We start from the raw sequence: 23,055 nt of genomic DNA, 5'->3' as shown, positions 1-23,055 counted from the left end.
TCGCGCCGTCCGGACGCGGCTTCCCCGCCGAGGCCGCTTTGTCCACAGCAGCGTGACGCTGCGGCGGCCCGCGGTGCGGAGGGGCCGTCAAGGCTTGTTATAGGATATCTTTCCCGTACTGTGGGTTGCGCCTGGCCTTTGCGATCCTTGTTGTTACGGGAACATATCATGAACATCGTGCGGGATAGTCTCTCCGGCCGACGGCCCCGGGCGCAGTCGGCGCCGGCGGGCCCGGAGATCGGCCGCGAGGCGTCGCGACTGCTGGCGGCGCTCGGCCGCGAGGGCGCCTATGCCCTGCCGGACCCGACCAGCGAGGACGGCCTGATCGTGCGCAGCGGCGGCGACGGCATCTCGGTCGGGTGCGGGCAATTCCCGGCGAGTGCCGGCGCCGCCCTGGTCAGGGCCGACCTCGCCGACGCGGGCGGCCGAAGCGGCCGCATGACGATCAGCGCCGCCGGGCGGGCGCGGCTGCGCCGCGAGGGGGCTGGCGAGGCGCCGCCCTACCTCGCCCAGCATCTCGACTTGGTGGAGGAGGAAGGGACTGGCGAGGGGCGCCGCACCCGGGACGCCGGGGAGAGTCCGCTCGCCTGGATGGCGCGGCGGCGCGACCGCGACGGCGTCCCGCTGATCGACGCGGCCTGCTACGAGGCCGGAGAGCGGCTCCGGCGCGACCTGACGATCGCCGCGCTGATGCCGCGGATGGGTAGCGATTGGAGCGGCATCCGGGTCGACGGCTCGGGCCCGCGCGATCCCGCCGCGGGATCGGACACGATGCTCGCCGCCCGCCAGCGGGTCCGCTCCGCCCTCGAAGCGGTCGGCAACGATCTCTCCGGCCTGCTCGTCGACCTCTGCGGCTTCCTGAAGGGATTGGAGCGGATCGAGGCGGAGCGGCGCTGGCCGGCGCGCTCGGCCAAGGTCGTGGCCCGCATCGCCCTGGGACGGCTCGCCGAGCATTACGGCCTCGACCGGCAGGCGAGGGGGCCGGACCGAAGCCGCATCCGGCTATGGCGCGAGTGACCCTGGGGCTTCTCTCAGGCGGCGAGGCGGGTGGCGCTGTGGCGAATGCGATCCGCCATCGCGCGCACCCCGTTGGCGCGTTTCGAGGTCAGGTGATTGCCCAGCCCCACCTCCTTGAAGACAGTGAGGACGTCGATGTCGGCGATCTCTCGAGGCGTCTTGCCGCCGTAGATGGCCATCACGAGGGCAATCAACCCCTTCGTGATGACCGAGTCGCTGGTTCCCCTGAGCGCTGCGCGGCGCTCGGGCCCATTATCGGCAAAGCGGATATCGACCCAGACCTGGCTTTCGCAGCCGTGAACGCGGTTTTCCTCCGTGACGAGATCCTGCGGAAACGGCGGCAGCGCCCGACCCAGTTCGATCAGGTACTCGTAACGGTCCATCCCTTCATCGAGGATGGAGAAATTCTCGATGATGGTCTCGATCGGCGGGAGCATGGGCGGGGGCGGACTTCTCGGTGACGGCCGATGCGTGTCGGGCGGACGGCATATAGGTGCGCCGAGGGCCGGGGACGAGTCGCGGCCCTCAGCCCGCGATGCGGCCGAGCACCTCCGGCAGCTGAAGACGCAAGGGATCGTCCGGTGTGGCCGTCCCCGTGACGGCGATCTCGGCCTGAGCGGCATAGGCCGCGATCAGGCGCGGCCCGAGATTGGGGATGTTGGTCTTGCCCGAGGGCACGGCCGCGTCGGCGCTGCCCGAGACGATCGACAGGCGCACGGGCGCCCCAGCCTCCGCGTCAATCCGGATGGCGATCGAGCAGGCGACGCTCTCGGCCGTGGTGTCGAGGCATTCGGCGACGATCTCGGCGACGATCATGCCGAGCGCGTTGGCGATGCGGGGCTCGACCAGGCTCGTTCCAGTTCCGTCGACGGTGACGCCGATGCGTCCGGCGCGGCGAAGCTGGCCTAAGCCCGAGGCGAGGCGGTGGAGGTAGTCGCGCAGGTCGATCGAGGCGATGTGGGGCGCCTCGTGCAGGTGCTGCTGCACCAGCGCGATCGCCCTCACCCGCTGGCCCAACGCCTCGAAGCTGCCGCGGCACGGGGACGGCGCCGCCCGGCCATAGAGCCCGATCAGGCTGACCATGACCTGAAGGTTGTTGCGCACCCGGTGATAGACCTCGGCGAGCAGCGCCTCCTTCTCGACGAGGGCGGCCTCCGTCTGATCCTCCGCGAGCTTGCGGTCGGTGATGTCGAAGCAGGTGCCGAGATAGCCCTGGAACTCGCCGTTCTCGTCGACGGGCCGGGCGGTGTCGAGCAGCCAGCGATAGGCGCCGTCGTGGCGGCGCAGGCGGAACTCGGCCGAGAACGGCTCGCGCGCCGCGAAGGCCGCCTCGACCAGGGCCGCGTGCCGCTCGAAATCGTCCGGATGCAGGCCGCGCCGCCAGCCATGGCCCCGCTCGTCCTCGGGCGAACGCCCGGTGAAGGCGAGCCAGCACTCGTTGTGGTGGACGGCTAACCCTTGCGCATCGGAGCGCCACATCATGAGAGGCACGACATCGGCGAACTGCCGAAACGCTGACCCGAGCACGCTCGCCGACGCCGTCCCGGTCGATCCTGTGTCCCCGGTCATGAAACTCTCGATCCGTCCTGGCTGGCGCTTGCTCTACGATTTGCTGGTGCCGGTCAACGTACCTGGCATGAACCCCGTTCCAGGCCGAGCGCCATGTGCGACGCAAACGTACAGGGCGCATGATTACGAATTCAGATGAGAGCCAGATCAGTCAACTTCGCGCGCGATCTCCAGTAAATCGGGATCCTTTCTGTCGAAGATGCAGTCCCCAGTTCAAATATTGCCCGACCTGTTCGTCCTGAAGGGAACGATACCCTCACCTTCATTAAGCTCGAGCACGAGGATCAACCATCCCTTCGATCCGAACCAGCCGGCATCTGCACACAGGCGCGGGGCAATACGCCGACGAAGAACATCGCGCCGTGCGAGATGTTCTCGCAAACCTGCGCGAGTGATCGTAACGTCCGCAGGGGACACCTCGACTCCGGAGCGAAGCGTGTGAGAGATTTGGCAGGGGAGGCCGACGGCACCGCGCCGGCAGGACGCGTCCCGGGACCCGCCGACATCCCGGAGCGCCGGCCGGGCGAGACGGCGATCACGCTTCCGCCGGACTTCGACGCCGGCTTGCACTTCATCGGCCGAGTCCGCACGCCCTGGAACCGCCGAGAGGAATGCCCGAAGAACGGGCGGGGGACCGACGCCGTGTGCCGCCTCGAGGTCGCCACGCTCTACGCGCCGGCCCTTCAGAACATCGAAGGAGCGAGCCACCTGATCGTGCTCTACTGGATGGACCGGGCGGCGCGCGACCTCGTCCTGCAGCAGCCCCGCCACGCCGACGGCAGCCGTGGCACCTTCTCCCTGCGCTCGCCGGCCAGACCCAATCCCATCGCGCTCTCCGTCGTCGAGCTGGTCGCCCGCGACGGCGCGTCCTTGAGCGTGCGCGGGCTCGATTGCCTCGACGGCACGCCGCTCCTCGACATCAAGCCGTACTACGCCTCCACGGACAGCTGGCCCGAGGCGACCGTCGACCGGGCGGGCACCGCGCGGGACGCATGAGGCACAGGCTCCTGCTCGGCCTCGTCGGCATGGCGCTGGCCGCGGCGGGTTTCGCGCTCGGCGCCTGGCGAACCCCGTCGCGTCTCGACGCGCGGCTCTACGCGCAGAACCGGCTCATCGCCGTCCAGGTCCACCTCGACGAGGCGCCCGCCGAGTACATCCTGCTCGCGGGCGATTCCCAGGCCGAGCTGCACAGCCCGGCCCAGCGCGCCTGCGGCCTCGAGATCGTCAACGGCGGCGTCAGCGGTTCGAGCAGCGCCGTCTATGCCGAGCTCCTGGAGCGCCTCGCCCTCCGGACCCGGCCGCGCGCCGTCGCGCTGACGATCGGCACCAACGACCTCCTGGTGAAGAACGACCCCCGCGGGGCGGCGGCCGCCACCCGGTTCGAAGCCTCGCTCACGCGCATCGTCACCCGCTTGCGGGCGGTCAGCGACCGCGTCGTCGTCACGGCGGTGCCGCCGATCGGGCGCGTGCTCGCCGGCCGGCTCGATCCGCTCGCCGTCACCGATTACTCGGCCCGGATCCGCGTGCTCTGCGAGCGCCTCGGCTGCCACTATGCCGACCCCTTCGCGGATCTGCGCGACGGCGAGACCGGTTTCGCCCGGGAGGGCGCGATGCGGGACGGGCTGCACCTCGCGGCCTACCGCCCGGCGCTGCGCGCCCTCGAACCCGCCCTGTGCCCGGTTGCGGCGGCCGAAGGGGGGGCCGGCTCGCGCTGAGGCTTGCGGGCGCGACGATGGCGCCCGCGCGAGGGATCGTTCCCCGCATTCGAGCGTTGAAGCCGGTTCGTCATGGCTCGGGGGATGGCTGTGGGTCTGCTCTGCTTCCTCTTCTTCGTTGGTCCGTGGTTCGCGTTGGCGGCCTGGGTCTGGCACGAGACGGGCGGTCTCGCCGCTTCCCGGCGCGCCCTGTTTGAGACGCTGGGACCCGAGGGCGGACAGCCTGCACCCGCAGCAGCGGTCGCTCCGCCGGCCGGAAGCTGAGCGACCCGGCGCGGCGCCGCTTCAGGCGGCCCCGACGCCGGGCCGGTCGGCCGCCCCGTGGCTCCGGGGACCGTCCTCCTGCGCGCGCGGCGGCACCTTGATCCGGTACCAGCCGACATAGAGCGCGGGCAGGAACAGCAGCGTCAGCAGCGTCGCGGCCAGGATGCCGCCGATCATGGCGTAGGCCATCGGCCCCCAGAAGACCTCGCGGGCGATCGGGATGAGCCCGAGGCTCGCGGCCGCCGCGGTGAGCAGGATCGGCCGCATCCGGTGGCAGGTCGCCTCCACCACCGCGTCCCAGGGGGCCATGCCCTCGCGCTCGTACTCGTCGATCTGGGTCACCAGGATCACCGAGTTGCGGATGATGATGCCGATGAGCGCTAGCACGCCGAGGATGGCGACGAAGCCGAGCGGCTTGCCTGATGGCAGCAGCGCCGCCACGACGCCGATCAGCCCGAGGGGCGCCACGCTCGCCACCAGGAAGAGCTTCTGGAAGCTCTGGAGCTGCACCATGAGCAGGAAGGCCATGGCGAGCAGCATCACGGGCGCCACCGCCGCGATCGGACCCTGGCCCTTGGCGCTCTCCTCCACCGCGCCGCCCGTGGCGAGGGTGTAGCCGTCGGGCAGCTTGGCGGCGAAGGCGTTGATCGCGGGTTCGAGCTGCGCGACGACGGTCGCGGGCTGGGTGGCGTCGGTGATCGCCGCGCGGATCGTGATGGTCGGCACCCGGTCGCGACGCCACACGATCGGCTGTTCGAGCTCGTAGCCGATGCTGGCGAAGGCGAGCAGCGGCACCACGCTGCCGTTGGCGAGCGGCACCTGCAGGGTCTGCAGCGTGTCCAGCGAGCGCCGCTCGGCCGCCTGCGCTCGGCCGACCACGTCGACGAGGTAGATCGAGTCGCGCACCTGCGTGATGCTGCGCCCGCCCACGACCCCGTTGAGCAGGCCCGCGATATCCTCCGAGGTGATGCCGAGCTGGCGGGCCTTGTCCTGGATGATGTCGACCTTAAGCACCTTGCCGGGCTCGTTCCAGTCGAAGCTCGGCACGTCGAGATGCGGGTTGGCGCCGACGATGTTGGCGAGGTCCAGCGCCAGCGCCCGCACGACTTGGAGGTCGGGGCCGCCCAGGCGGTACTGGATCGGGCGCCCGACCGGCGGTCCGAGGTCGAGGGTGTGGACGAAGACGTCGGTCCCGACGAAATCCTGGCGCCCGAGCTTGTCGAGCCGCGCCAGCACGCGGCCCCGCGCTTCGAGCGACTTGGTCTCGATCACGATCTGCCCGAAGAAGGCGTTGCCGAGCTGCTGGTCCAGGGGCAGGTAGAAGCGCACCGCACCCTGGCCGACATAGGAGGTCCAGCGCACGATGTCGGGGTCGCCCTTCAGGGCCTCCTCGAAGCGGTCCATCTGGCCCCTGGTCTCGGCGATGCTCGCGTTCTGCGGCAGCGTCATGTCGACGAGGAGCTCGGGCCGGTCGGAGGACGGGAAGAACTGCTGCTGGACGTAGCCCATCCCGAACAGGGAGAGGGCGAGCAGCGCCAGCGTGGCGACAACCGTGATCCAGCGCCAGCGCATCGCCGGCAGCAGCATTCCCCGGAAGGCGCACATCAGGCGGCTCGGCTTGTCGTCGTGCCGCTTCATGGAGGCCGGCAGGAGCTTCACGCCGATGAGCGGCGCGAACAGAACGGCCACGACCCAGGAGACGATCAGCGAGGCGGCGATGACCACGAACAGGGAGTAGGTGTACTCGCCGGCCGAGGAGCCGTTGAAGCCGATCGGAAGGAAGCCCGCCACGGTGACGAGGGTGCCCGTCAGCATCGGGAAGGCGGTGGAGGTGTAGGCGAAGGTCGCCGCCTTCTTGAGGCTGTCGCCGAGCTCGAGGCGGGCCACCATCATCTCGACGGTGATCATGGCGTCGTCGACGAGGAGGCCGAGCGCGATGATGAGCGCGCCCAGCGAGATGCGCTGGAGCGTCACGCCCATGACCTCCATGATCACGAAGACGATGGCGAGCACCAGGGGAATCGAGAACGAGACGACGAGCCCCGCCCGCCAGCCGAGGCTGATGAAGCTGACGCCGAGCACGATCACCACCGCCTCGACCAGCGCCTTGGTGAAGCCGCCGACCGCCTCCTCGACGATCTTGGGCTGGTCGGAGACGAGGTGGATGCCGATGCCGTGGGGCAGTTCGCCCTGCAGTTTGCGCATCCGCGCCTTGAGGGCCTCGCCGAAGACCACGATGTTGCCCGAGGGCTGCATGGCGATGGCGAGGCCGATGGCGGGCTGGCCGTTAAAGCGGAACAGGGAGGTCGGCGGATCGAGGACGCCGCGGGAGATCTCGGCGACGTCGGAGAGGCGGAAGAAGCGGTCGTTCACCCGCAGGTTGATCGCCCGCAGGCTCTCCTCCGAGACGAACTGGCCGCCGACGCGGACCGAGATCCGCTCCGGCCCCGCCTGGATCACGCCGGACGGCGTGATCGCGTTTTGCGACTGCAGGGTCCGGATCACCGATTGCGTGTCGAGGCCGAGGCCCGCGAGCTTGCGGGTGGAGAAATCGAGGTAGATCACCTCGTCCTGCGCGCCCAGCAGCTGCATCTTGCCCGCGCTCGGCACCTTCTTCAGCTGCTCGCGCACCCGTTCGACGGAATCGCGCAGCTGGCGCATCGAGACGCCGTCGGCGGTGAAGGCGTAGACGTTGCCGAAGACGTCCCCGAACTCGTCGTTGAAGACCGGCCCCTGGATGCCCTGGGGGAAGGTGCCCTGGATGTCGCCGATGCGCTTGCGGACCTGGTAGAAGATCGCCGGGATGGTCTTGGGCGGCGTCGTCTCGCGCAGCTGCACGAAGACGGTGGTCTGGCCCGGCGTCGTGTAGCTGCGCGAGTAGTCGACGGCGTCGATCTGCTGTAGCTCCTTCTCGATCCGCTCGGTGACCTGATCCAGCGTGTCGGCGATGGTGGCGCCGGGCCAGCGCGCCTGCACGATCATGGTCTTGATCGCGAAGGGCGGGTCCTCCTCACGCCCGAGCCGCTGGTAGGACAGGGCGCCGGCGATCACCGAGATGAGCATCAGGAACCAGACGAAGGAGCGATGCTCGAGCGCCCAGTCCGAGAGGTTGAAGTTCTTCACGCGGCGGTTCCGTCAGGCTCGGGGCACGATGCGGAGGGCCTGGGTTCGGCCCTCCAGATCGTGCGAAGACAAGGGGTTCGGCCGCTCTGCGCGACCTAGAGCGGCTTGTCCGCCAGGCGCACGGCCTGGCCGTCGCTCAGGCTGTTGACGCCCGCCACGACCACGCGCTCGCCGGCCGCGAGCCCGTCGCCGATGGCGACGCGGTCGTCGCTGCGCTCGGCGACCGCCACGTCGCGCCTCGAGACCCGGTCACCGCCCTCGGACACCACCCAGACCGCGTCGCGCTCGCCCGCCCTGAGGAGGGCGGTGGCGGGCAGCAGGACCCGGGGCGCGGTCTTGCGCGAGAGCGCGACTGTGATGGTCGAGCCGAGCCGGAAGGCCTCGGACGGTGCGAGCAGGGTCATGCGGATGCGGCGTGTGCGGGTCGTCTGGTCGGCGAAGGGCGCGACCTCGCGGACCTTGCCCGTGGCGGTGACCTCCGGCGCGCTCTGGAGCGCCACGGTGAAGAGCCCGTCCTTCGGCATCGCGCCGACGAGGTCCTCGGGGATGTCGACGACGGCCTCGCGTTCCTCGGGCCGGGCGATCGTAAACACGGCCTGCCCTGCGCTGAGGACCTGGCCGACCTCGGCGCTGCGGACCGTGACGACACCGTCGAAATCGGCGCGCAGCTCGGTGTAGCCCATCTGGTCGCGGGCCTTCTGCAGGTTCGCCTGGGCCTGGGCGACCCGGGCGAGCGCCGTGTCGCGGCTCGCCACGGCGCTGTCGAGCTGGGCCTGGGTGACGTTGCCGCCGGCCATCAATCGCCGCCGCCGCGCCTCCGTGGCCGTGGCGTTCTCGGCCTGCCCCTGCGCGTCGGCGAGGTCGGCCTCCGCCCGCGTCAGGGCGAAGCGGGTCACCACGGGGTCGAGGCTGGCGAGGCGCTGGCCCTTGGCGACCACGTCGCCGACCGTCACCTCGCGGGTGTTGACCCGGCCGGGGATCTGGAAGCCGATCTCCGACTGGTAGCGCGGCGCGACCACCCCGGCGAAGGGGCCGAACACCACGGAATCGATTGGCTTGGCGACCGTGTAGAGGACGGGGCGCACGGGCGGCGCTTCGGCCTCCTTCTCCTGGCAGGCCGCGAGCGCGGCGAGCGCCAGCGCGAGGCCGAGGCGACCGGGCAGGTTGATCATTGCGCCGCCTCCCGCTTGGCGACGGCGACGCCCTGGCCGGGCCGAAGCAGCTGGATGCCCGCCACGACGACCTCCTCGCCAGCCTCCAGCCCCTTCGCGACGGCGATCGTGTTGGTGCCGTAATGATCGATGGTGACGCTCCGGGGCGCGACGGTGCCCGTCGCGGGGTCGCGGACCCACACGGCCGGACCGTTCTCCCAGCGATAGAGCGCGGACCAGGGCAGGGTGACCGCCGTGCGAAGCCGGAACTTCCCGGTGCCGATCACCACGGCGCCCAGGCCCATGGCGGGCGGTGTCCGCGCGAGCCCGACCTTGACCCGGACCGTGCCGGAGGCGGGGTCCACGCTCGGCGAGATCTCGCGCACGCTGCCGACGGTCCGGACCTTCGGGTCGGCCTGCAGGACGACGTCCACGTCCCGGCTGTCCGGCGGTGCCGCGAGCAGCGCCTCGAACACGTTGAAGACCGCGTCGCGCGGCCCGTCCTGAGCCAGGACCAGCACCGCCTGACCGGACTGCACGACCTGGCCCACCTCGAAGCTGCGGCTGAGAACGATGCCGTCGACCCCGGCCCTGAGCTCGGTGTAGGAGAACTGCTCGCGGGCCGTGCCGAGGGCAGCCCTGGCCGAATCCACCGAGGCCTGCGTGGTGCGGAGCTGCTGCTCGGCGTCGTCGTAGGTCGGGCGCGTGGTGAACCCGCTCGACAGCAGGCTCTCCTGGCGCTTGAAGGTGACCTTGGCCTGAGTGAGAAGCGCCTCCGCCGAGGTAAGCGCGGCCTCGGCGTTGTTCAGGTTCGCCCGCTGCTCCTGGGGATCGAGGCGGGCGAGCACCTGGTCGGCCCGGACGTGGTCGCCGACCTCGACGAGGCGGCTCGCGATCTTTCCGTTCGTCCGGAACGCGACATTGACCTGGGACTGCGCCTGGATGTCCCCCGTGAACACGAGGTCGTTGGCGATCGCGCCGCGCTCGACGACCATGGTGCGGACCTGGGCCGTGGCCGGCTTGGCCTCGGGCTTCGCGGCATCGGCGGCGAGGGCCGGCGCGGCCAGGACGGCGAGCAGCGCGACGGCGCCGGCAAGCGGCCGCGAAGGGATTGAAATGGAACCGAGCATGGTGCCCTCGCCTCCATAGGTTCTATCGGGGCGCATCCATATCCGCTATCTTACCTACCGTCCAGACGGTTTTTAATGGAGGGGTGATGACCAAGGCGCGCACCCGGCGGGAAGACCGGCCGGAGATCATCCTGGATGCCGCGGAGCGCCTGATCCGCCGCTCCGGCCTGCCCACGCTGACCATTGATGCCGTCGCCGCGGAGGCCGCGCTCAGCAAGGGCGGCGTTCTCCATCACTACGCCTCGAAGGATGCGCTGATCTCGGCGCTCGCCGCGCGCAAGCTCAAGGAGATCCGGGCCGACATCGTCGCGCGGGAGGCGGCGCAGCCGCCCGGCCCGGCCGCGATCCCGCTCGCCCTCATCGACCATGTCCGCGCGGTCTATGCCGACGAGGACGGCTTCCCGCGCGCGCTCTGCCTCGCCTCGGCGGACAATCCGGAGGCCTCGGCGGGTTTCCGCGACCTCCTGATGGAGGAGCTGGACACGATGGAGCGGATCGCCCGCCGCCCGGGTGCCGGCGCGGTCCTGTCCTTCGCGACGCTCGGGCTGCTGCTGTCGCGCATGCTCGGCTTCCATCAGCTCGAAGGCGAGCCGCTCGCCCGGACCTTCGCGGCGCTGGAGGCGGCGGCGCGGGCTCTGCCGGAGGAGTGAGGGCGCCCGCGGGCGATCTTTCTCGCGCACGCCGTCGGCCGGTCGCCCTGCGCGGCATCCGACATGCATCCGGGCGAGCGTGGCCGTTTGCGAATTGACCTCGGGCGGCCGTTCGGGACATTCCAGGCTCCACGAGGAGTGCGAAGGCCGTCGGATGGAATTTTTCGCCCAGCAGTTCATCAACGGCCTGACGCTCGGATCGATCTACGGGTTGATCGCCATCGGCTACACCATGGTCTTCGGCATCATCGGCATGGTGAACTTTGCCCACGGCGACGTCTTCATGCTCTCGGCCTTCATCGCGCTGATCTTCTTCCTCATCCTGACGACCTGGCTCGGGATGACCTCCGTCGCCCTCGTCTTCCTGATCGTCCTCGTCCTGGCGATGGTGCTCACCTCCCTCTGGGGCTGGGCGGTCGAGCGCGTCGCCTACCGCCCCCTGCGAGGCTCCTTCCGGCTCGCGCCGCTGATCTCGGCGATCGGCGTCTCGATCTTCCTGTCGAACTTCGTGCAGGTCGTGCAGGGCGCCCGCAACAAGCCGGTGCCGCCGCTCGTGAACGACGCCTTCGTGCTCTACCGGCACGAGGATTACGTCGTGACCCTGTCCTACAAGCAGGCGATCATCATGGCGACGACGGCCCTGCTGCTCGCCGGCTTCTGGTACCTTGTCCAGAAGACGTCCTTCGGCCGCGCCCAGCGCGCCTGCGAGCAGGACCGGCGCATGGCCGCGCTGCTGGGCATCAACGTCGACCGCACGATCTCGCTAACCTTCGTGCTCGGCGCGGCGCTCGCGGCCGTCGCCGGCACCCTCTACCTCCTCTATTACGGCGTGGTCTCGTTCTCCGACGGCTTCGTGCCGGGCGTGAAGGCCTTCACGGCGGCCGTGCTCGGCGGCATCGGCTCGCTGCCGGGCGCCGTCATCGGCGGGCTGATCATCGGGCTCATCGAGACCTTCTGGTCGGCCTATTTCTCCATCGAGTACAAGGACGTGGCCGCCTTCCTGATCCTGATCGTGGTTCTCATCTTCAAGCCCTCGGGCATCCTCGGCCGGCCCGACGTCGAGAAAGTCTGAAATGGAGAAGGTCTGACATGGCCGGGACCGCAACCATGGCGCGGACCGGCGCGGGCGGCGAGGCCGCGGCGATCGTGAAGGACGCCCTGCTCCACGCCCTGGTGACGCTGGGCCTCAGCATCCCGATCGTCAGCTACCGCACGGATGCCGGCCAGGGCACCGGGCTCGTGCTGACGAGCCGCTGGGGCGAGGTGGCGATCCTCTGCGCGGCGGTCTTCGGGCTTCGGCTGGCGCAGCAGCTCTTCCTCGCCGGGCGGTCGCGCCATCGAGCGAAGGCCGATCCCTCGGCCCCCGCCGCGGTCTCGCGGGCCTCGGCGCTCATCGCGCCGTTCACCCTCGGCATCGCTCTCACGCTGCCCGCACTGGCCGCGCTCGCCACCGGCGGCCTCTCGGAATCCCGCTACTGGATCGACCTCGGCATCCTGATCCTGACCTACGTGATGCTGGGCTGGGGGCTGAACATCGTGGTCGGCCTCGCGGGGCTGCTCGACCTCGGCTACGTCGCCTTCTACGCCGTCGGGGCCTATTCCTACGCCCTGCTCTCCACCGTGTTCGGCCTGTCCTTCTGGATCTGCCTGCCGCTCGCCGGCCTGTTCGCCGCCGCCTTCGGCGTGCTCCTCGGCTTCCCCGTGCTGCGCCTGCGCGGCGACTACCTCGCCATCGTGACCCTGGCCTTCGGCGAGATCATCCGCCTCGTCCTGATCAACTGGGTCGATTTCTCGGGCGGCGCGGCGGGCCTGTCCTCGATCCCGCGGGCAAGCTTCTTCGGCATCCCCTTCACGGCCGGAGAAGGCGGCTTCGCGGCGACCTTCGGGCTCGATTTCAACCCGATGCACCGGGTCGTCTTCCTCTACTACCTGATCCTGGCGCTGGCGCTGATCACCAACCTCGTGACCCTGCGCATGCGCCGCCTGCCGCTGGGCCGCGCCTGGGAGGCGTTGCGAGAGGACGAGATCGCCTGCCGGTCGCTCGGCATCAACACCACCATGACCAAGCTCACCGCCTTCGCGCTCGGCGCGATGTTCGCGGGCTTCGCGGGCTCCTTCTTCGCCGTGCGCCAGGGCTTCGTGAGCCCGGAGAGCTTCAACTTCCTGGAGAGCGCGATCATCCTGGCGATCGTGGTGCTCGGCGGCATGGGCAGCCAGATCGGCGTCGCCATCGCGGCCATCGCGATGGTCGGCGGCCCCGAGCTCCTGCGCAACCTCGGCTTCCTCAAGGCGGTCTTCGGCGAGCATTTCGATCCCAACGAGTACCGCCTGCTGCTCTTCGGCCTCGCCATGGTCGCCATGATGGTGTTTCGCCCCCGCGGCCTCATCGCCGAGCGGGAGCCCTCCGTGCGTCTCGGGGCGGCCCGATGAGCCTCGCCACCGCCGCCGGCCGCCTCGCAATCGTGGAGGGCGGACCGCCCCCCGCCGCCTCCGGGCCGCCGGACGACCCGATCCTCATCGTCGACCACCTGACCATGCGCTTCGGCGGGCTCACCGCCGTCAACGACCTCTCCTTCAAGGTCGGGCGCGGCGATATCACCGCGCTGATCGGCCCGAACGGGGCCGGCAAGACCACGGTCTTCAACTGCATCACCGGCTTCTACAAGCCGAGCGAGGGCATGATCCGTCTCTGCCAAGCCGGCGGCGAGACCTACCTCCTGGAGCGGCTGCCCGGCCACGACGTCAACCGGATCGCGCGGGTGGCGCGCACCTTCCAGAACATCCGCCTGTTCCCGCGCATGACCGTGCTCGAGAACCTGCTGGTCGCCATGCACAAGCCGCTGATGCAGGCCTCGGGCTTCAGCCTCGCCGGCATCCTGGGCCTCGCGGGGTACCGGAACGCGCAAGCCGCCGCCATCGAGAAGGCCCGCGCCTGGCTCGACCGGATCGACCTGACCGCGCGTGCCGACGACGACGCGGGCGACCTGCCCTACGGCGACCAGCGTCGGCTGGAGATCGCCCGGGCCATGTGCACCGACCCGGTCCTCCTCTGCCTCGACGAGCCCGCGGCCGGCCTCAACCCGAAGGAATCCTCCGAGCTCAACCGGCTGCTGCGCCAAATCCGGGACGAGCACGGCACCACGGTGCTCCTGATCGAGCACGACATGTCCGTGGTCATGCAGATCTCCGATCGGATCGTCGTCCTCGATTACGGCCTCAAGATCGCCGACGGCACGCCCGACGCCATCCGCACCGACACGCGGGTGATCGCCGCCTATCTCGGCGTCGACGATTCCGAGGTCGAGGCGGTGGAGGCGGAAGTCGGGCTGACGGGGACGCAGGCATGAGACCGATACCGACGGACAATCTCGATTGCCCTCGCCCGCCCTTCCCCGGACGGGTGGAGCGTCAGCGGAACCCGATCCGGGGCCCAGCACGAGGAGTCGCGCAGCGTCCAAACCCCTTGTGCCGCCGGGGTCGTGCCGCTGACGCGGCCAGTCCTCGTGCTGGATCCCGGATCGCCTTCCGCTTCGCTCCAGGCGTCCGGGAAAGGAGACCCGCGTGAGCGTCGCCGGCATCAACGTCCTCGTGGAGGAGACGCGGGCGGCCCAGGCGCGGGCCGCGACGCCGCTCCTGAGCATCCGCGGCGTCTCGACCTATTACGGCAACATCCGCGCGCTCAAGGGCGTCGACCTCGACGTGAACGAGGGCGAGATCGTCGCGCTGATCGGCGCCAACGGGGCCGGCAAGTCGACCCTGATGATGACGATCTTCGGCGATCCGCGGGCGCGGGAGGGCACCATCAACTATGCGGGCCGCGACATCACCCGGCTCCCCACCCACGAGATCGCTCGGCTGAACCTCGCCCAATCGCCCGAGGGGCGGCGCATCTTCTCGCGGATGAGCGTGCGCGAGAACCTGCAGATGGGCGCGGCCGTCAACGGCGGGCGCCACTTCGCGGAGGACCTGGAGCGGGTCTGCACCCTTTTCCCCCGCCTCAAGGAGCGCCTCGACCAGCGCGGCGGCACCATGTCGGGGGGCGAGCAGCAGATGCTCGCCATCGCCCGCGCCCTGATGAGCCGCCCGCGCCTCCTCCTCCTCGACGAGCCCTCGCTCGGCCTGGCGCCCCTCATCGTGAAGCAGATCTTCTCGACCGTGAAGGAGCTCAACCAGCGCGACGGCCTGACCGTGTTCATCGTCGAGCAGAACGCCTACCATGCCCTCAAGCTCGCCCATCGCGGCTACGTCATGGTCACGGGAAGCATCACCATGAGCGGTACCGGCCAGGCCCTCCTCGACGATCCGCAGGTGAAGGCGGCGTATCTCGAAGGGGGAAACCATTGAGGCCGCCGCGATGACCGACCTGCCCCACGATCTGCGCACCCTCGGGATCTTCCTCCTGATCACCGTGCTCCTCGGCGGCGGCGCGGGCTGGATGGCCGGCAGCGGCATGGCCCGGGGGTGGCGCCCGTTCTGGCACTGCGCCCTGGCACTGCTGCTCATCGCGGCAGCCGCGCGCTTCCTCCACTACGCGCTGTTCGAGCAGCCGCTCCTGTCGCTTCCCGCCTACCTGCTCGACGCGGCCGTCATCCTCCTGATCGGCGGGCTCGGCTACCGTGTCACGCGGGTCCGGCAGATGACCACGCAATATCGCTGGCTCTACGAGCGCACCGGTCCGCTGACCTGGCGCTCGCGTGAGATCACATCGCAACCATGATGTCCCGCGGCGACGCCGCAACGCTTCGAGAGGGAAGACCACGATGATGAGAGTACTTTCGGCCGGCGTAGCGCTCGGACTTCTGCTCGGAACGGGCGGCGCGCGCGCCGACATCAAGCTCGGGATCGTCGCGCCGATCACCGGCCCGAACGCGGCCTTCGGTGCGCAGATCCGGAACGGCGCGGCCCAGGCCGTGGAGGACATCAACAAGGCCGGCGGCATCAACGGCGAGAAGGTCGTCATTTCGGTGGGCGACGACGCCTCGGACCCGAAGCAGGGCGTCTCGGTCGCCAACAAGTTCGCCTCCGAGGGCGTGAAGATGGTGGTCGGCGCCTTCAACTCGGGCGTCTCGATCCCGACCTCCGACGCGCTGCAGGAGGCGGGCATCGTCCAGATCAGCCCGGCGTCCACGGCAATCAAGTTCACCGAGCGCGGCAACTGGAACACCTTCCGCACCTGCGGCCGCGACGACCAGCAGGGCGCCGTCGCCGGCGACTTCCTCGCCGACAAGTTCAAGGGCAAGCGCGTCGGCTTCGTCCACGACAAGAGCCCCTACGGCAAGGGACTGGCCGACGAGACCCTGAAGGCGCTCAAGGCCAAGGGCGGCAACAGCGTGATCTACGAGGGCATCAACCCGGGCGAGAAGGACATGTCGGCCCTCGTCTCGAAGCTGAAACAGGCCAATGTCGACGTGATCTATTTCGGCGGCCTCTACACGGAAGCCGGCCTGCTCATCCGCCAGATGCGCGACCAGGGCCTCAAGGCCCCGCTCATGGGCGGCGACGGCATCACCGACAAGGAGTTCGTGCAGATCGCAGGTCCCGGCTCGGAGGGCACCTACATGACCTTCTCGCCCGACGCGCGCAAGAACCCGAAGGCGAAGGCCATCGTCGACGCGTTCAAGGCCAAGAACATCGATCCGGAGGCCTACACCCTCTATTCCTACGCCGCCGTCCAGATCCTGAAGCAGGCGGCCGAGGCGGTGAAATCCTCCGACGGCAAGAAGATCGCCGACCACATCCGCGGCGGCAAACCCTTCGACACCGTGATCGGCGAGATTTCCTACGACAAGAAGGGCGACATCACCCGGCCGGACTACGTGATGTATGTCTGGAAGAAGGGCGCCGACGGGTCGATCAACTACGCCGGCAACGAGGTGCAGTAAGGCTCGACGGCGGGGGCGGCTCTCCCAGCCGCCCCCGCCTCGATCCATCCGGGGCTGACAGCGGGGCGGTGGGCCGAACAGCGCTCTACCGGCCCGGGCTCCATCGGGCTTGAAGGACCTTGCTCAAGCGCCGCCATCGGCGGCGCAGCGCGCGCAGCCGTTCAAATGCCGCCGGATACCGCTGCAGCCAGGCCTTGGTGCCGCTCCTCGACCCGCGCAGCGATCATGACGACGCGGCCGCGCAGGGTGCGCGGGGTCACGATCTCGTAGAGCGTGCGCTGGACCGGACGGAAGCCGTGCTTGTAGGGCAGGTCGCCGATCGTGAAGTCGAAATAGTCGAGGCCCTCGCTCCGGGCCCAGACCATGATCTCGGTGGCCACCAGGATCCCGGGCGCGTGCGAGCGCCACTGCTCTCCCGCCATGGCGATCAGGATGCCGTGGAAGGCGCCGCCATGGACGAGCCCGTAGGCGGTCGCGATCCATTCCCCGTCGACCGAGAGGCCGAACACGCGCACGAAGCCGTTCGCGAGGTTGCGCTTGGCGGCATCGCGATAGAACGCGGCGACCTCCGGCCGACCGAGCAGGTCGAAGCGGCCCATCTCGCGGAAGCGCGCGCGACGCTGCCGCACGAGGGCGTCGAAGATCGCGTCCACCTCCGCCACCGTCTCGGCCACGACGAAGCGGACCGCACCGGCCTTCTGCAGGCGCCGCGAGCGCCGCGCGACCTCGCTGTAGGTGGAGCCCTGGCAGATGCGCTTGAGCAGCGTCGCGGGATCCCCCTCCAGGGCGAAGCCGGAGCTGTGCAGCGCGATCGGCTTGGCGCCCGGCAGGAGCGCCAGGGGATTGAGCCGGCCGAAGACCTCGCCGGGGATGCGGGTGATTCGCACGAGGTCGGCGGTCGGGAGCGCGGCGAGGATCGCGGCCCAGGCGCGCTCCATTTCGACGACGGAGAGCGCGACGCCGGCGCTCAGGACCGGCGCGGCGTAGTCGCAGACGCCGAGGTCGAGCCATTCCACGATGCGGTGGCCGCGGCGCTGCCGAAGCGCCAGCGGCAGCAGCATCAGGGGACGCCCCGCCTGCGCCAGTTCGACGACGAGCGGGATCGCATCGGAGGGCCCGAGCAGGGAGGCCTCCAGGCTCTCCACCCAATCCAGGCGCTGATAGGCCGTGCAGGCGCCCTCGCGCTGCAGCGCGCGCCACGTCTCCGCGGCCTCCGTCAGCGTGAGGCGCCGCGCCGAGAATCCCTGGTCCGCGTCGATCCCGATCAGGGCCCGGAGCGTCGGATCGGATGGAACGGCGAGGGCGGATGCGGCGAGTCCCTCAGCGGCGAGGTCACGCCGGGCGATCGGGACGTCGATGGCAAGGCTCCTTATCGGCTGCGCCCCCCGCAGAGATCGCTCGACCGCGCGGATGGCGGATCAGGCGGGAGCGGCGCACGTAACGGCCTAGCTTCAGGCATCGCAGACGTGGAGTCGAGTATCGCACGCCAACAGTAAACAAGGATCACGGCCTCGGACGCGACCACGCCGAGCAGAGACCAGGCCGGCGAGGCGTAGCGGAGCAGGAGCGCGACGAGGGTGAGGCCGACGACGGCGCTGGCCAAGGCTACGAAGGCGAGCGCCCGGAAGGCGCGGCGCGTCTCGAGCAGGGTCTTGGGCCCGACGTAGAGCATCGTCGTCGTGACGATGGCCCAGATCACGGCGGTGATCAGTCCGATGGGCTCGCCGGCGAAGCGGCCGGCGAAGAGGTGGCTCTCGATGAGCGGGAGGGTGGCCGCGAGGATGCCGCCATAGGCCAGGCACCCGAGGACGAGCAGGATCGTCGCCATCGCCATGAGCTGCCGGAGGCGCCTGCTGTCGCCCGCCGCCAGCGCGGAGGCCATCTCCGGCTGGGTCAGGTTGACCACGACCGAGCCCGAGAGCCGCAGCGGCGAGAACAGCACGAAGACCGCCGCGATCGGCGCATAGGCGGCCGGCCCGGCCAGCAGCGCGACGAGGAGCGTCTGCCCCTGGGCCTGGATGTTGGCGGTGGCCACGCCGGCGACCGACCAGGCGAGCGAGCGCCGGAGCGAGCGGTAGCGCCGCACGGTGTGGGTCCGCAGATCAATCCGCACGGGTTCGCGCAAGGCGGCGAGGACCACGGCGATGCCGATGCCGTGGGCGACCGCCAGGACCGCGAGGCTGCCCGGAAGGATCGCACGGTCGGCACCCTGGGCGAGGAGCGCCGCGAGAAGACCCACGCCGGACAGGGTGAAGGCGAGGTCGCCCGCTCCCGATATCCCTGCCAGGCGCCGGGCGAACAACATGTTGCGAAGGTAGCTGCGCAAGGACCAGAGCCCGACGAAGGCGCCTCCCGCGAGCGCCGTCGCCGGCCCGATCGCAAGCGCGAGCACGGCGCCAGTCCCGCCTCCGAGCAGGAGGGAGAGGGCGAGCGCGCCCGAGCCGAAGGTGACCCCGTAGGCGCCTACCGCCCGCTTGTTGCGGGCCTGGGGGATGAAGATGCTTGCCGGCACGCCCGCGACCGCCCGCACGAAGGTGAGCGCAATCCCGCCCACCAGGAAGACAATGGCGAAGACGCCGTATTCGTGGGCGGAGAGGTGGCGGACCAGGACGAGGTTCAGGGCGAGATGGAAGACGCTCTGCGTCACCTCGCCCCCGAGCATGAGGACGAAGCGGCGCGCGAGCCGGGTCAGGTCCGATCGCGTCACGGATAGACCGGGCTGCGGGCGCTCGATCCGGCGGCGTCCAGCACGGTGCCGGCTCGCGGCGCGACCAGCGCGGCGATGGCCTCGGCGGCGGCCGCCTCGCTGAACACGGCCTCGTAGCGGGCGCGGCCGGCGGCGCCGAACCCGCGCCAGGCGGCCGGGTCGGCCAGGATGCGGCTCAGAGTGTCGGCCAGCGCCTCCGGGCGGTCCGGCGGAACGGCCCAGCCGCTGCGCCCGTCCTCGATGACCTCGACGAGCCCGCCGATCGCCGAGACCAGGGCGGGGCGACCGTGGGCCATCGCCTCGATCGCGACCCGGCCGAGGGATTCCGGCAGGCGGGAGGGCACCACGACGATGTCGGCCCAGCGGTAGTGATGCCCCGGGTCGGGATCGAAGGGCATCCAGGCGACCCGGCCACGGAGGGAGGGTCCGGCGATCCGCTCGGCGAGCGCCCGCTCCCGCGCCTCGTCCTCGAAGGCGCTGCCGACGATCCGAAGTTCGAGGCGCGACCGGACGGGCTCCGGCAGCGCGTCGATCGCGTCGAGGAGCACGTCCTGGCCCTTGATCCGGCTGACCCGGCCGAGCATCAGCAGGCGCAGCGGGCGGCTCCCGTCATAGGTGGTGGGCGCGGCCTCGGCCGGACCGGCGATGCCGTTGTAGATCACGTGGGTCTGCTGCGCGGGCGGCAGGGCGAAGGCGGCGCGGGTCGCGCGCGAGTTGAAGACGATCTCCGCGCGGCTGAAGCGCAGGAGCGTCCGCAGCACGGCGCGCACGAGCCCTTCCGGGATCTCGTGGGCATGCAGGATGGCGCGGCCCGGGAAGAACCGCGCGACGACGAGGTGGTCGGCCACGACCGTGGTGTTGATGTAGACGAGGTCGTGGGTCGCGAAGCGCCGCGCCGCGCGCAGGAGCGCGCCGGGCAGGCGCAGCAGGCCCAGCGTCATCAGGCGCGCGAAGCCGCGCCGGCGCAGGATCCAGAGCGGCTCGAAGACGATCCGCGTCGCGACGCCCTCGAGGAGAGCGACAATGGGGCCGCGGCGCGGCAGCACCACCGTGATCTCGGCGGCCGGCTGCGCGGCCCGGATCGCCCGCACCGTCTCAACGAAGCAGCGGTCCGAGCCGTAGAGCTCGTAGCCCTGATGGACGCAGGCGATCCGCATTCCCCGCACGACCCCGACCTTTCCCGCCCGACCTGTCCCGCGCAGGCACAGAGGTCCTTGCGTCTCTCCTACCACAGCAAGAGGCGGACCTTCCGAATGGTCCGACGTCATAGTGGCTCGGCGGTTGCCGGATGTGCAGAGGAAACATAGTCCTCGTACCGTCCCAGGACGGTTGCGTACCTGGATGGGACCTCCGATGACTTCACGACGCCCCTCGCTGCTCATTCTCGGGACTCGGGGCATCCCGGCGTCCCACGGCGGCTTCGAGACCTTCGCCGAGCGCCTGGCCCTTTTCCTGGTCGAGCGCGGCTGGAACGTCGGCGTCTACTGCCAATCCGAGGTCTGGGAGGTCCGCAACCGCTTCGCGAGCCGGATGTGGCGGGGCATCGAGCTCATCGACGTCGAGGTCACCTCGACCGGTCCCGCCGGCACGCTCGAGTTCGACGCCTATTGCGCCCGCCACGCGGCGAAGCGGGACGGCGTTTGCCTGGTGCTGGGGTACAACGGGGCGATCGTGCTGCCCTACCTGCGCCTGCGAGGTGCCAAGCTGATCACCAACATGGACGGCATCGAGTGGCGCCGGGCGAAGTGGGGCTGGGCCGTGCGCGCCTGGTTCTGGATGAACGAATGGATCGCGGCCTGGTCCTCGCAGCGCCTCGTCGCGGACCATCCCGCCATCGCGGATCACGTCGCGACGCGCCGGCCGCGGCCCGCCATCGTGACGATCCCCTACGGCGGCGATCCCGTCTACGAGGCGCCGACCGAGCCGGTCACGGCGATGGGGCTGGAGCCCGACCGCTACCTCGTCTCGATCGCGCGGATCGAGCCCGACAACAGCATCCTCGACATCGTCAGGACCTTCTCGCGCCGCCACCGCGGCGTCCGGCTCGTGGTGCTGGGGCGCCTCGACGAGGGCAACACCTACCACCGGGCGATCCGTGCGGCGGCGAGTGAGGAGGTCCTGTTCCCCGGCGCGATCTACGACGCCGCCACCCTCCGGGCCCTGCGCTTCCACGCCCGCGCCTATCTGCACGGGCATACAGTCGGCGGCACCAATCCCTCTCTCGTCGAGGCGCTCTGGGCCGGCAACGCGGTGATCGCGCATCGGAACGTCTACAACGCCTGGACGGCGGGACCGGAGCAGTTCTTCTTCTCGGATCGCACCAGCCTCGAGACGGCACTCACGGCGGTGCTGACCGACGAGATCGCGGTGACCCGAGCCCGCGCGGCGGCCCGGCGGCAGGCGGCGGAGCGCTTCGAATGGACCGACGTCCTCCTCGCCTACGAGAGCGAATTGGTGGCGCTGGGCGGCTACGAGACCCGCTCCTCCGAGGTCGCGAGGGCGGGCACGGTGACGGAGGCGGCATGAGGCCGGTTCCGGCCCTGACGCGGCGGGCCGCGCTGGCCGGTGCCGCCAGCCTCGCCCTGCCGGGCGGCGCCATCGCGGCGGCAGCCCCGATCCGCCTGCGCCGCGGCGTCAACGCCTGGCCCTGGTTCTCGCTGACCAAGGAATATCCCGCCCCACGAACGGATTATGCCTTCCCGCCGTTCCAGGACCAGCGTCCGGTGCCGCGGGGCGAGGACCTGCGCCGCCTGCGACGGGTCGGGTTCGACTTCATCCGCCTTCCGGTCGATCCGGGCCCGTACCTCGCCTTCGCCGGGCCGCAGCGCGTCGCCCTGCTGACGATCCTGTTCGATGCCGTCTCGCAGGCCCTGGAGGCGGACCTCGCGGTCGTCGTGAACCTGCAGATCAACGAGGCCACCCACTATTGGAATTCCCGCCGGATGGTCGCGAGCACCCGCGCACCGGACTTCCCCGCCTATCGCGCCCTGGTCGCGGACGTGGCCGCCGGCCTCGGCAAGCTCGGGGCCGGCCGCGTCGCCCTGGAGCCCATCAACGAGCCGTCCCAGGCCTGCGGCTCGGAGGTGTGGAACGCGGTGCAGATGGAGTTGCTGAGGGCCGCGCGGGCGGCCGCCCCGGCACTCACCCTCGTCGCAACGGGTTCCTGCGGCAGCATTATCGCCGGCCTGGAGGCGCTGGACCCGGCACCCGTCCTCTCCCTGGCGCCGGTCCTGCTCACCGTCCACTATTACGAGCCCTACCTGTTCAGCCACCAGGGCGCACCCTGGATGAGCGAGCCGGTCTACCGCGCCCTCAACGCGGTGCCCTGGCCGGCCTCGGCGGGCTCACTCGAGGCGACGCTCGCCGCCGTCCGTCGCCGCATGGCGACCGATACCGAACGAACCGCGGGGGCGAAGGCCGCCGCCTATCGTGAGACCGAGGAGGTCCTGAAGGTCTATTTCGATGCGCAGCCGGACCGGCCCTTCGTCGACCAGGCCTTTTCGCGGGTGAAGGCCTATGCCGAGCGCCACGCCATCGCGCAGGGCCAGATCCTGCTCGGGGAGTTCGGGGCGCTGCGCAGCGACGCCCGCTACGTCGCCGCACCCGCCCCCGACCGCGCCCGCTACATCCGCGACGTCCGCCTCAGCGCCGAGGCCCACGGCCTCCCCTGGGCCTTCTGGAACCTCTTCGACGGCATGGGGCTGATGAACGACGACACCCGCGCCTTCGACCCGGCGATCCTGGCGGCGCTCGGCCTGACGCCAATGCCATGATCCCTGAAGGGCTCTAAATCCAGGTCGACGTCGAGTTCGACAAGGGAACGAAGACCAACCACTGTCATTCCGGG

At 70.4% G+C, this 23,055-nt stretch carries 21 protein-coding genes; 13 read left to right on the top strand and 8 right to left on the bottom strand.

Features of this window, described 5'->3' with window-relative positions; genetic code table 11:
* Positions 1 to 168 precede the first annotated feature (168 nt).
* Positions 169 to 1,017 (top strand): DUF6456 domain-containing protein, encoded by an 849-nt coding sequence (locus MFF55_RS21425; RefSeq protein ID WP_238246141.1) that lies wholly within the window; start codon positions 169 to 171, stop codon positions 1,015 to 1,017.
* A 14-nt stretch (positions 1,018 to 1,031) separates the two neighbouring features.
* On the opposite strand, the gene MFF55_RS21420 is transcribed toward MFF55_RS21425, so the two are convergent.
* Complete coding sequence (locus MFF55_RS21420; protein WP_238246140.1) at positions 1,032 to 1,454, bottom strand: SufE family protein; 423 nt, start codon at positions 1,452 to 1,454, stop codon at positions 1,032 to 1,034.
* An 88-nt stretch (positions 1,455 to 1,542) separates the two neighbouring features.
* The gene (locus MFF55_RS21415; RefSeq protein ID WP_238246139.1) at positions 1,543 to 2,586 is read right to left on the bottom strand and encodes a sensor histidine kinase; all 1,044 of its coding nucleotides are present in this window, start codon (positions 2,584 to 2,586) and stop codon (positions 1,543 to 1,545) included.
* Between the two features lie 504 nt (positions 2,587 to 3,090).
* Between MFF55_RS21415 and tsaA the strand changes: the two genes are divergently transcribed.
* The 3 genes from tsaA (at position 3,091) to MFF55_RS21400 (ending at position 4,565) form a co-directional block, all read left to right on the top strand.
* Positions 3,091 to 3,582, top strand: a complete 492-nt coding sequence (tsaA, locus tag MFF55_RS21410) for a tRNA (N6-threonylcarbamoyladenosine(37)-N6)-methyltransferase TrmO (RefSeq protein ID WP_238246160.1) — start codon at positions 3,091 to 3,093, stop codon at positions 3,580 to 3,582.
* Positions 3,579 to 4,301 (top strand): SGNH/GDSL hydrolase family protein, encoded by a 723-nt coding sequence (locus MFF55_RS21405; RefSeq protein ID WP_238246138.1) that lies wholly within the window; start codon positions 3,579 to 3,581, stop codon positions 4,299 to 4,301. Before tsaA ends, MFF55_RS21405 begins: the two co-directional genes overlap by 4 nt.
* Positions 4,302 to 4,385: 84 nt before the next feature.
* Positions 4,386 to 4,565: a hypothetical protein gene (locus tag MFF55_RS21400; RefSeq protein ID WP_238246137.1), complete on the top strand. Its 180-nt coding sequence runs from the start codon at positions 4,386 to 4,388 to the stop codon at positions 4,563 to 4,565.
* Positions 4,566 to 4,586: 21 nt separating this feature from the next.
* Here the strand turns inward: MFF55_RS21400 and MFF55_RS21395 are convergent, their stop codons facing one another.
* The 3 genes from MFF55_RS21395 to MFF55_RS21385 all read right to left on the bottom strand — a co-directional run bounded on the left by MFF55_RS21395 (position 4,587) and on the right by MFF55_RS21385 (position 9,969).
* Positions 4,587 to 7,688: an efflux RND transporter permease subunit gene (locus MFF55_RS21395; RefSeq protein ID WP_283206781.1), complete on the bottom strand. Its 3,102-nt coding sequence runs from the start codon at positions 7,686 to 7,688 to the stop codon at positions 4,587 to 4,589.
* A gap of 95 nt (positions 7,689 to 7,783) precedes the next feature.
* Positions 7,784 to 8,860 carry an efflux RND transporter periplasmic adaptor subunit gene (locus MFF55_RS21390; RefSeq protein WP_238246136.1) on the bottom strand — a complete coding sequence of 359 codons (1,077 nt, stop codon included), beginning with the start codon at positions 8,858 to 8,860 and terminating at the stop codon, positions 7,784 to 7,786.
* Positions 8,857 to 9,969 (bottom strand): efflux RND transporter periplasmic adaptor subunit, encoded by a 1,113-nt coding sequence (locus tag MFF55_RS21385; protein WP_238246135.1) that lies wholly within the window; start codon positions 9,967 to 9,969, stop codon positions 8,857 to 8,859. The genes MFF55_RS21390 and MFF55_RS21385 overlap by 4 nt, the downstream gene beginning before the upstream one ends.
* Before the next feature lie 86 nt (positions 9,970 to 10,055).
* Here MFF55_RS21385 and MFF55_RS21380 point away from each other — a divergent pair, with 86 nt between their 5' ends.
* The 7 genes from MFF55_RS21380 to MFF55_RS21350 all read left to right on the top strand — a co-directional run bounded on the left by MFF55_RS21380 (position 10,056) and on the right by MFF55_RS21350 (position 16,501).
* Positions 10,056 to 10,619 (top strand): TetR/AcrR family transcriptional regulator, encoded by a 564-nt coding sequence (locus MFF55_RS21380; protein ID WP_238246134.1) that lies wholly within the window; start codon positions 10,056 to 10,058, stop codon positions 10,617 to 10,619.
* A gap of 154 nt (positions 10,620 to 10,773) precedes the next feature.
* Positions 10,774 to 11,691, top strand: coding sequence for a branched-chain amino acid ABC transporter permease (locus tag MFF55_RS21375; RefSeq protein WP_238246133.1), 918 nt, complete (start codon positions 10,774 to 10,776; stop codon positions 11,689 to 11,691).
* 17 nt (positions 11,692 to 11,708) lie between these two features.
* Positions 11,709 to 13,049 carry a high-affinity branched-chain amino acid ABC transporter permease LivM gene (livM, locus tag MFF55_RS21370; protein WP_238246132.1) on the top strand — a complete coding sequence of 447 codons (1,341 nt, stop codon included), beginning with the start codon at positions 11,709 to 11,711 and terminating at the stop codon, positions 13,047 to 13,049.
* Between the two features lie 104 nt (positions 13,050 to 13,153).
* The gene (locus MFF55_RS21365) at positions 13,154 to 13,966 is read left to right on the top strand and encodes an ABC transporter ATP-binding protein (RefSeq protein WP_238246158.1); all 813 of its coding nucleotides are present in this window, start codon (positions 13,154 to 13,156) and stop codon (positions 13,964 to 13,966) included.
* 214 nt (positions 13,967 to 14,180) lie between these two features.
* Positions 14,181 to 14,963 carry an ABC transporter ATP-binding protein gene (locus MFF55_RS21360; protein WP_238246131.1) on the top strand — a complete coding sequence of 261 codons (783 nt, stop codon included), beginning with the start codon at positions 14,181 to 14,183 and terminating at the stop codon, positions 14,961 to 14,963.
* A gap of 10 nt (positions 14,964 to 14,973) precedes the next feature.
* On the top strand, positions 14,974 to 15,336 hold the full coding sequence (locus MFF55_RS21355; protein ID WP_238246130.1) for a DUF6867 family protein: 363 nt from the start codon (positions 14,974 to 14,976) through the stop codon (positions 15,334 to 15,336).
* Between the two features lie 43 nt (positions 15,337 to 15,379).
* Positions 15,380 to 16,501, top strand: a complete 1,122-nt coding sequence (locus MFF55_RS21350) for a branched-chain amino acid ABC transporter substrate-binding protein (protein WP_238246129.1) — start codon at positions 15,380 to 15,382, stop codon at positions 16,499 to 16,501.
* A gap of 161 nt (positions 16,502 to 16,662) precedes the next feature.
* Here MFF55_RS21350 and MFF55_RS21345 read toward each other — a convergent pair whose 3' ends face one another.
* The 3 genes from MFF55_RS21345 to MFF55_RS21335 all read right to left on the bottom strand — a co-directional run bounded on the left by MFF55_RS21345 (position 16,663) and on the right by MFF55_RS21335 (position 20,365).
* Complete coding sequence (locus MFF55_RS21345) at positions 16,663 to 17,646, bottom strand: GNAT family N-acetyltransferase (protein WP_238246128.1); 984 nt, start codon at positions 17,644 to 17,646, stop codon at positions 16,663 to 16,665.
* Between the two features lie 224 nt (positions 17,647 to 17,870).
* Positions 17,871 to 19,208: a lipopolysaccharide biosynthesis protein gene (locus MFF55_RS21340; protein WP_238246127.1), complete on the bottom strand. Its 1,338-nt coding sequence runs from the start codon at positions 19,206 to 19,208 to the stop codon at positions 17,871 to 17,873.
* Positions 19,205 to 20,365: a glycosyltransferase gene (locus tag MFF55_RS21335; RefSeq protein WP_238246157.1), complete on the bottom strand. Its 1,161-nt coding sequence runs from the start codon at positions 20,363 to 20,365 to the stop codon at positions 19,205 to 19,207. Before MFF55_RS21335 ends, MFF55_RS21340 begins: the two co-directional genes overlap by 4 nt.
* Before the next feature lie 196 nt (positions 20,366 to 20,561).
* Here MFF55_RS21335 and MFF55_RS21330 point away from each other — a divergent pair, with 196 nt between their 5' ends.
* Together MFF55_RS21330 and MFF55_RS21325 are read left to right on the top strand one after the other, a co-directional pair.
* Positions 20,562 to 21,734, top strand: a complete 1,173-nt coding sequence (locus tag MFF55_RS21330; protein ID WP_238246126.1) for a DUF1972 domain-containing protein — start codon at positions 20,562 to 20,564, stop codon at positions 21,732 to 21,734.
* Positions 21,731 to 22,981, top strand: a complete 1,251-nt coding sequence (locus tag MFF55_RS21325) for a glycoside hydrolase family 5 protein (RefSeq protein ID WP_238246125.1) — start codon at positions 21,731 to 21,733, stop codon at positions 22,979 to 22,981. Before MFF55_RS21330 ends, MFF55_RS21325 begins: the two co-directional genes overlap by 4 nt.
* Positions 22,982 to 23,055 lie beyond the last annotated feature (74 nt).

Source organism: Methylobacterium iners (assembly GCF_022179305.1).
GTDB lineage: Bacteria > Pseudomonadota > Alphaproteobacteria > Rhizobiales > Beijerinckiaceae > Methylobacterium > Methylobacterium iners.
Note: the sequence above shows the minus strand (reverse complement) of the source record. Positions and strands in the feature narration are given on the sequence as shown.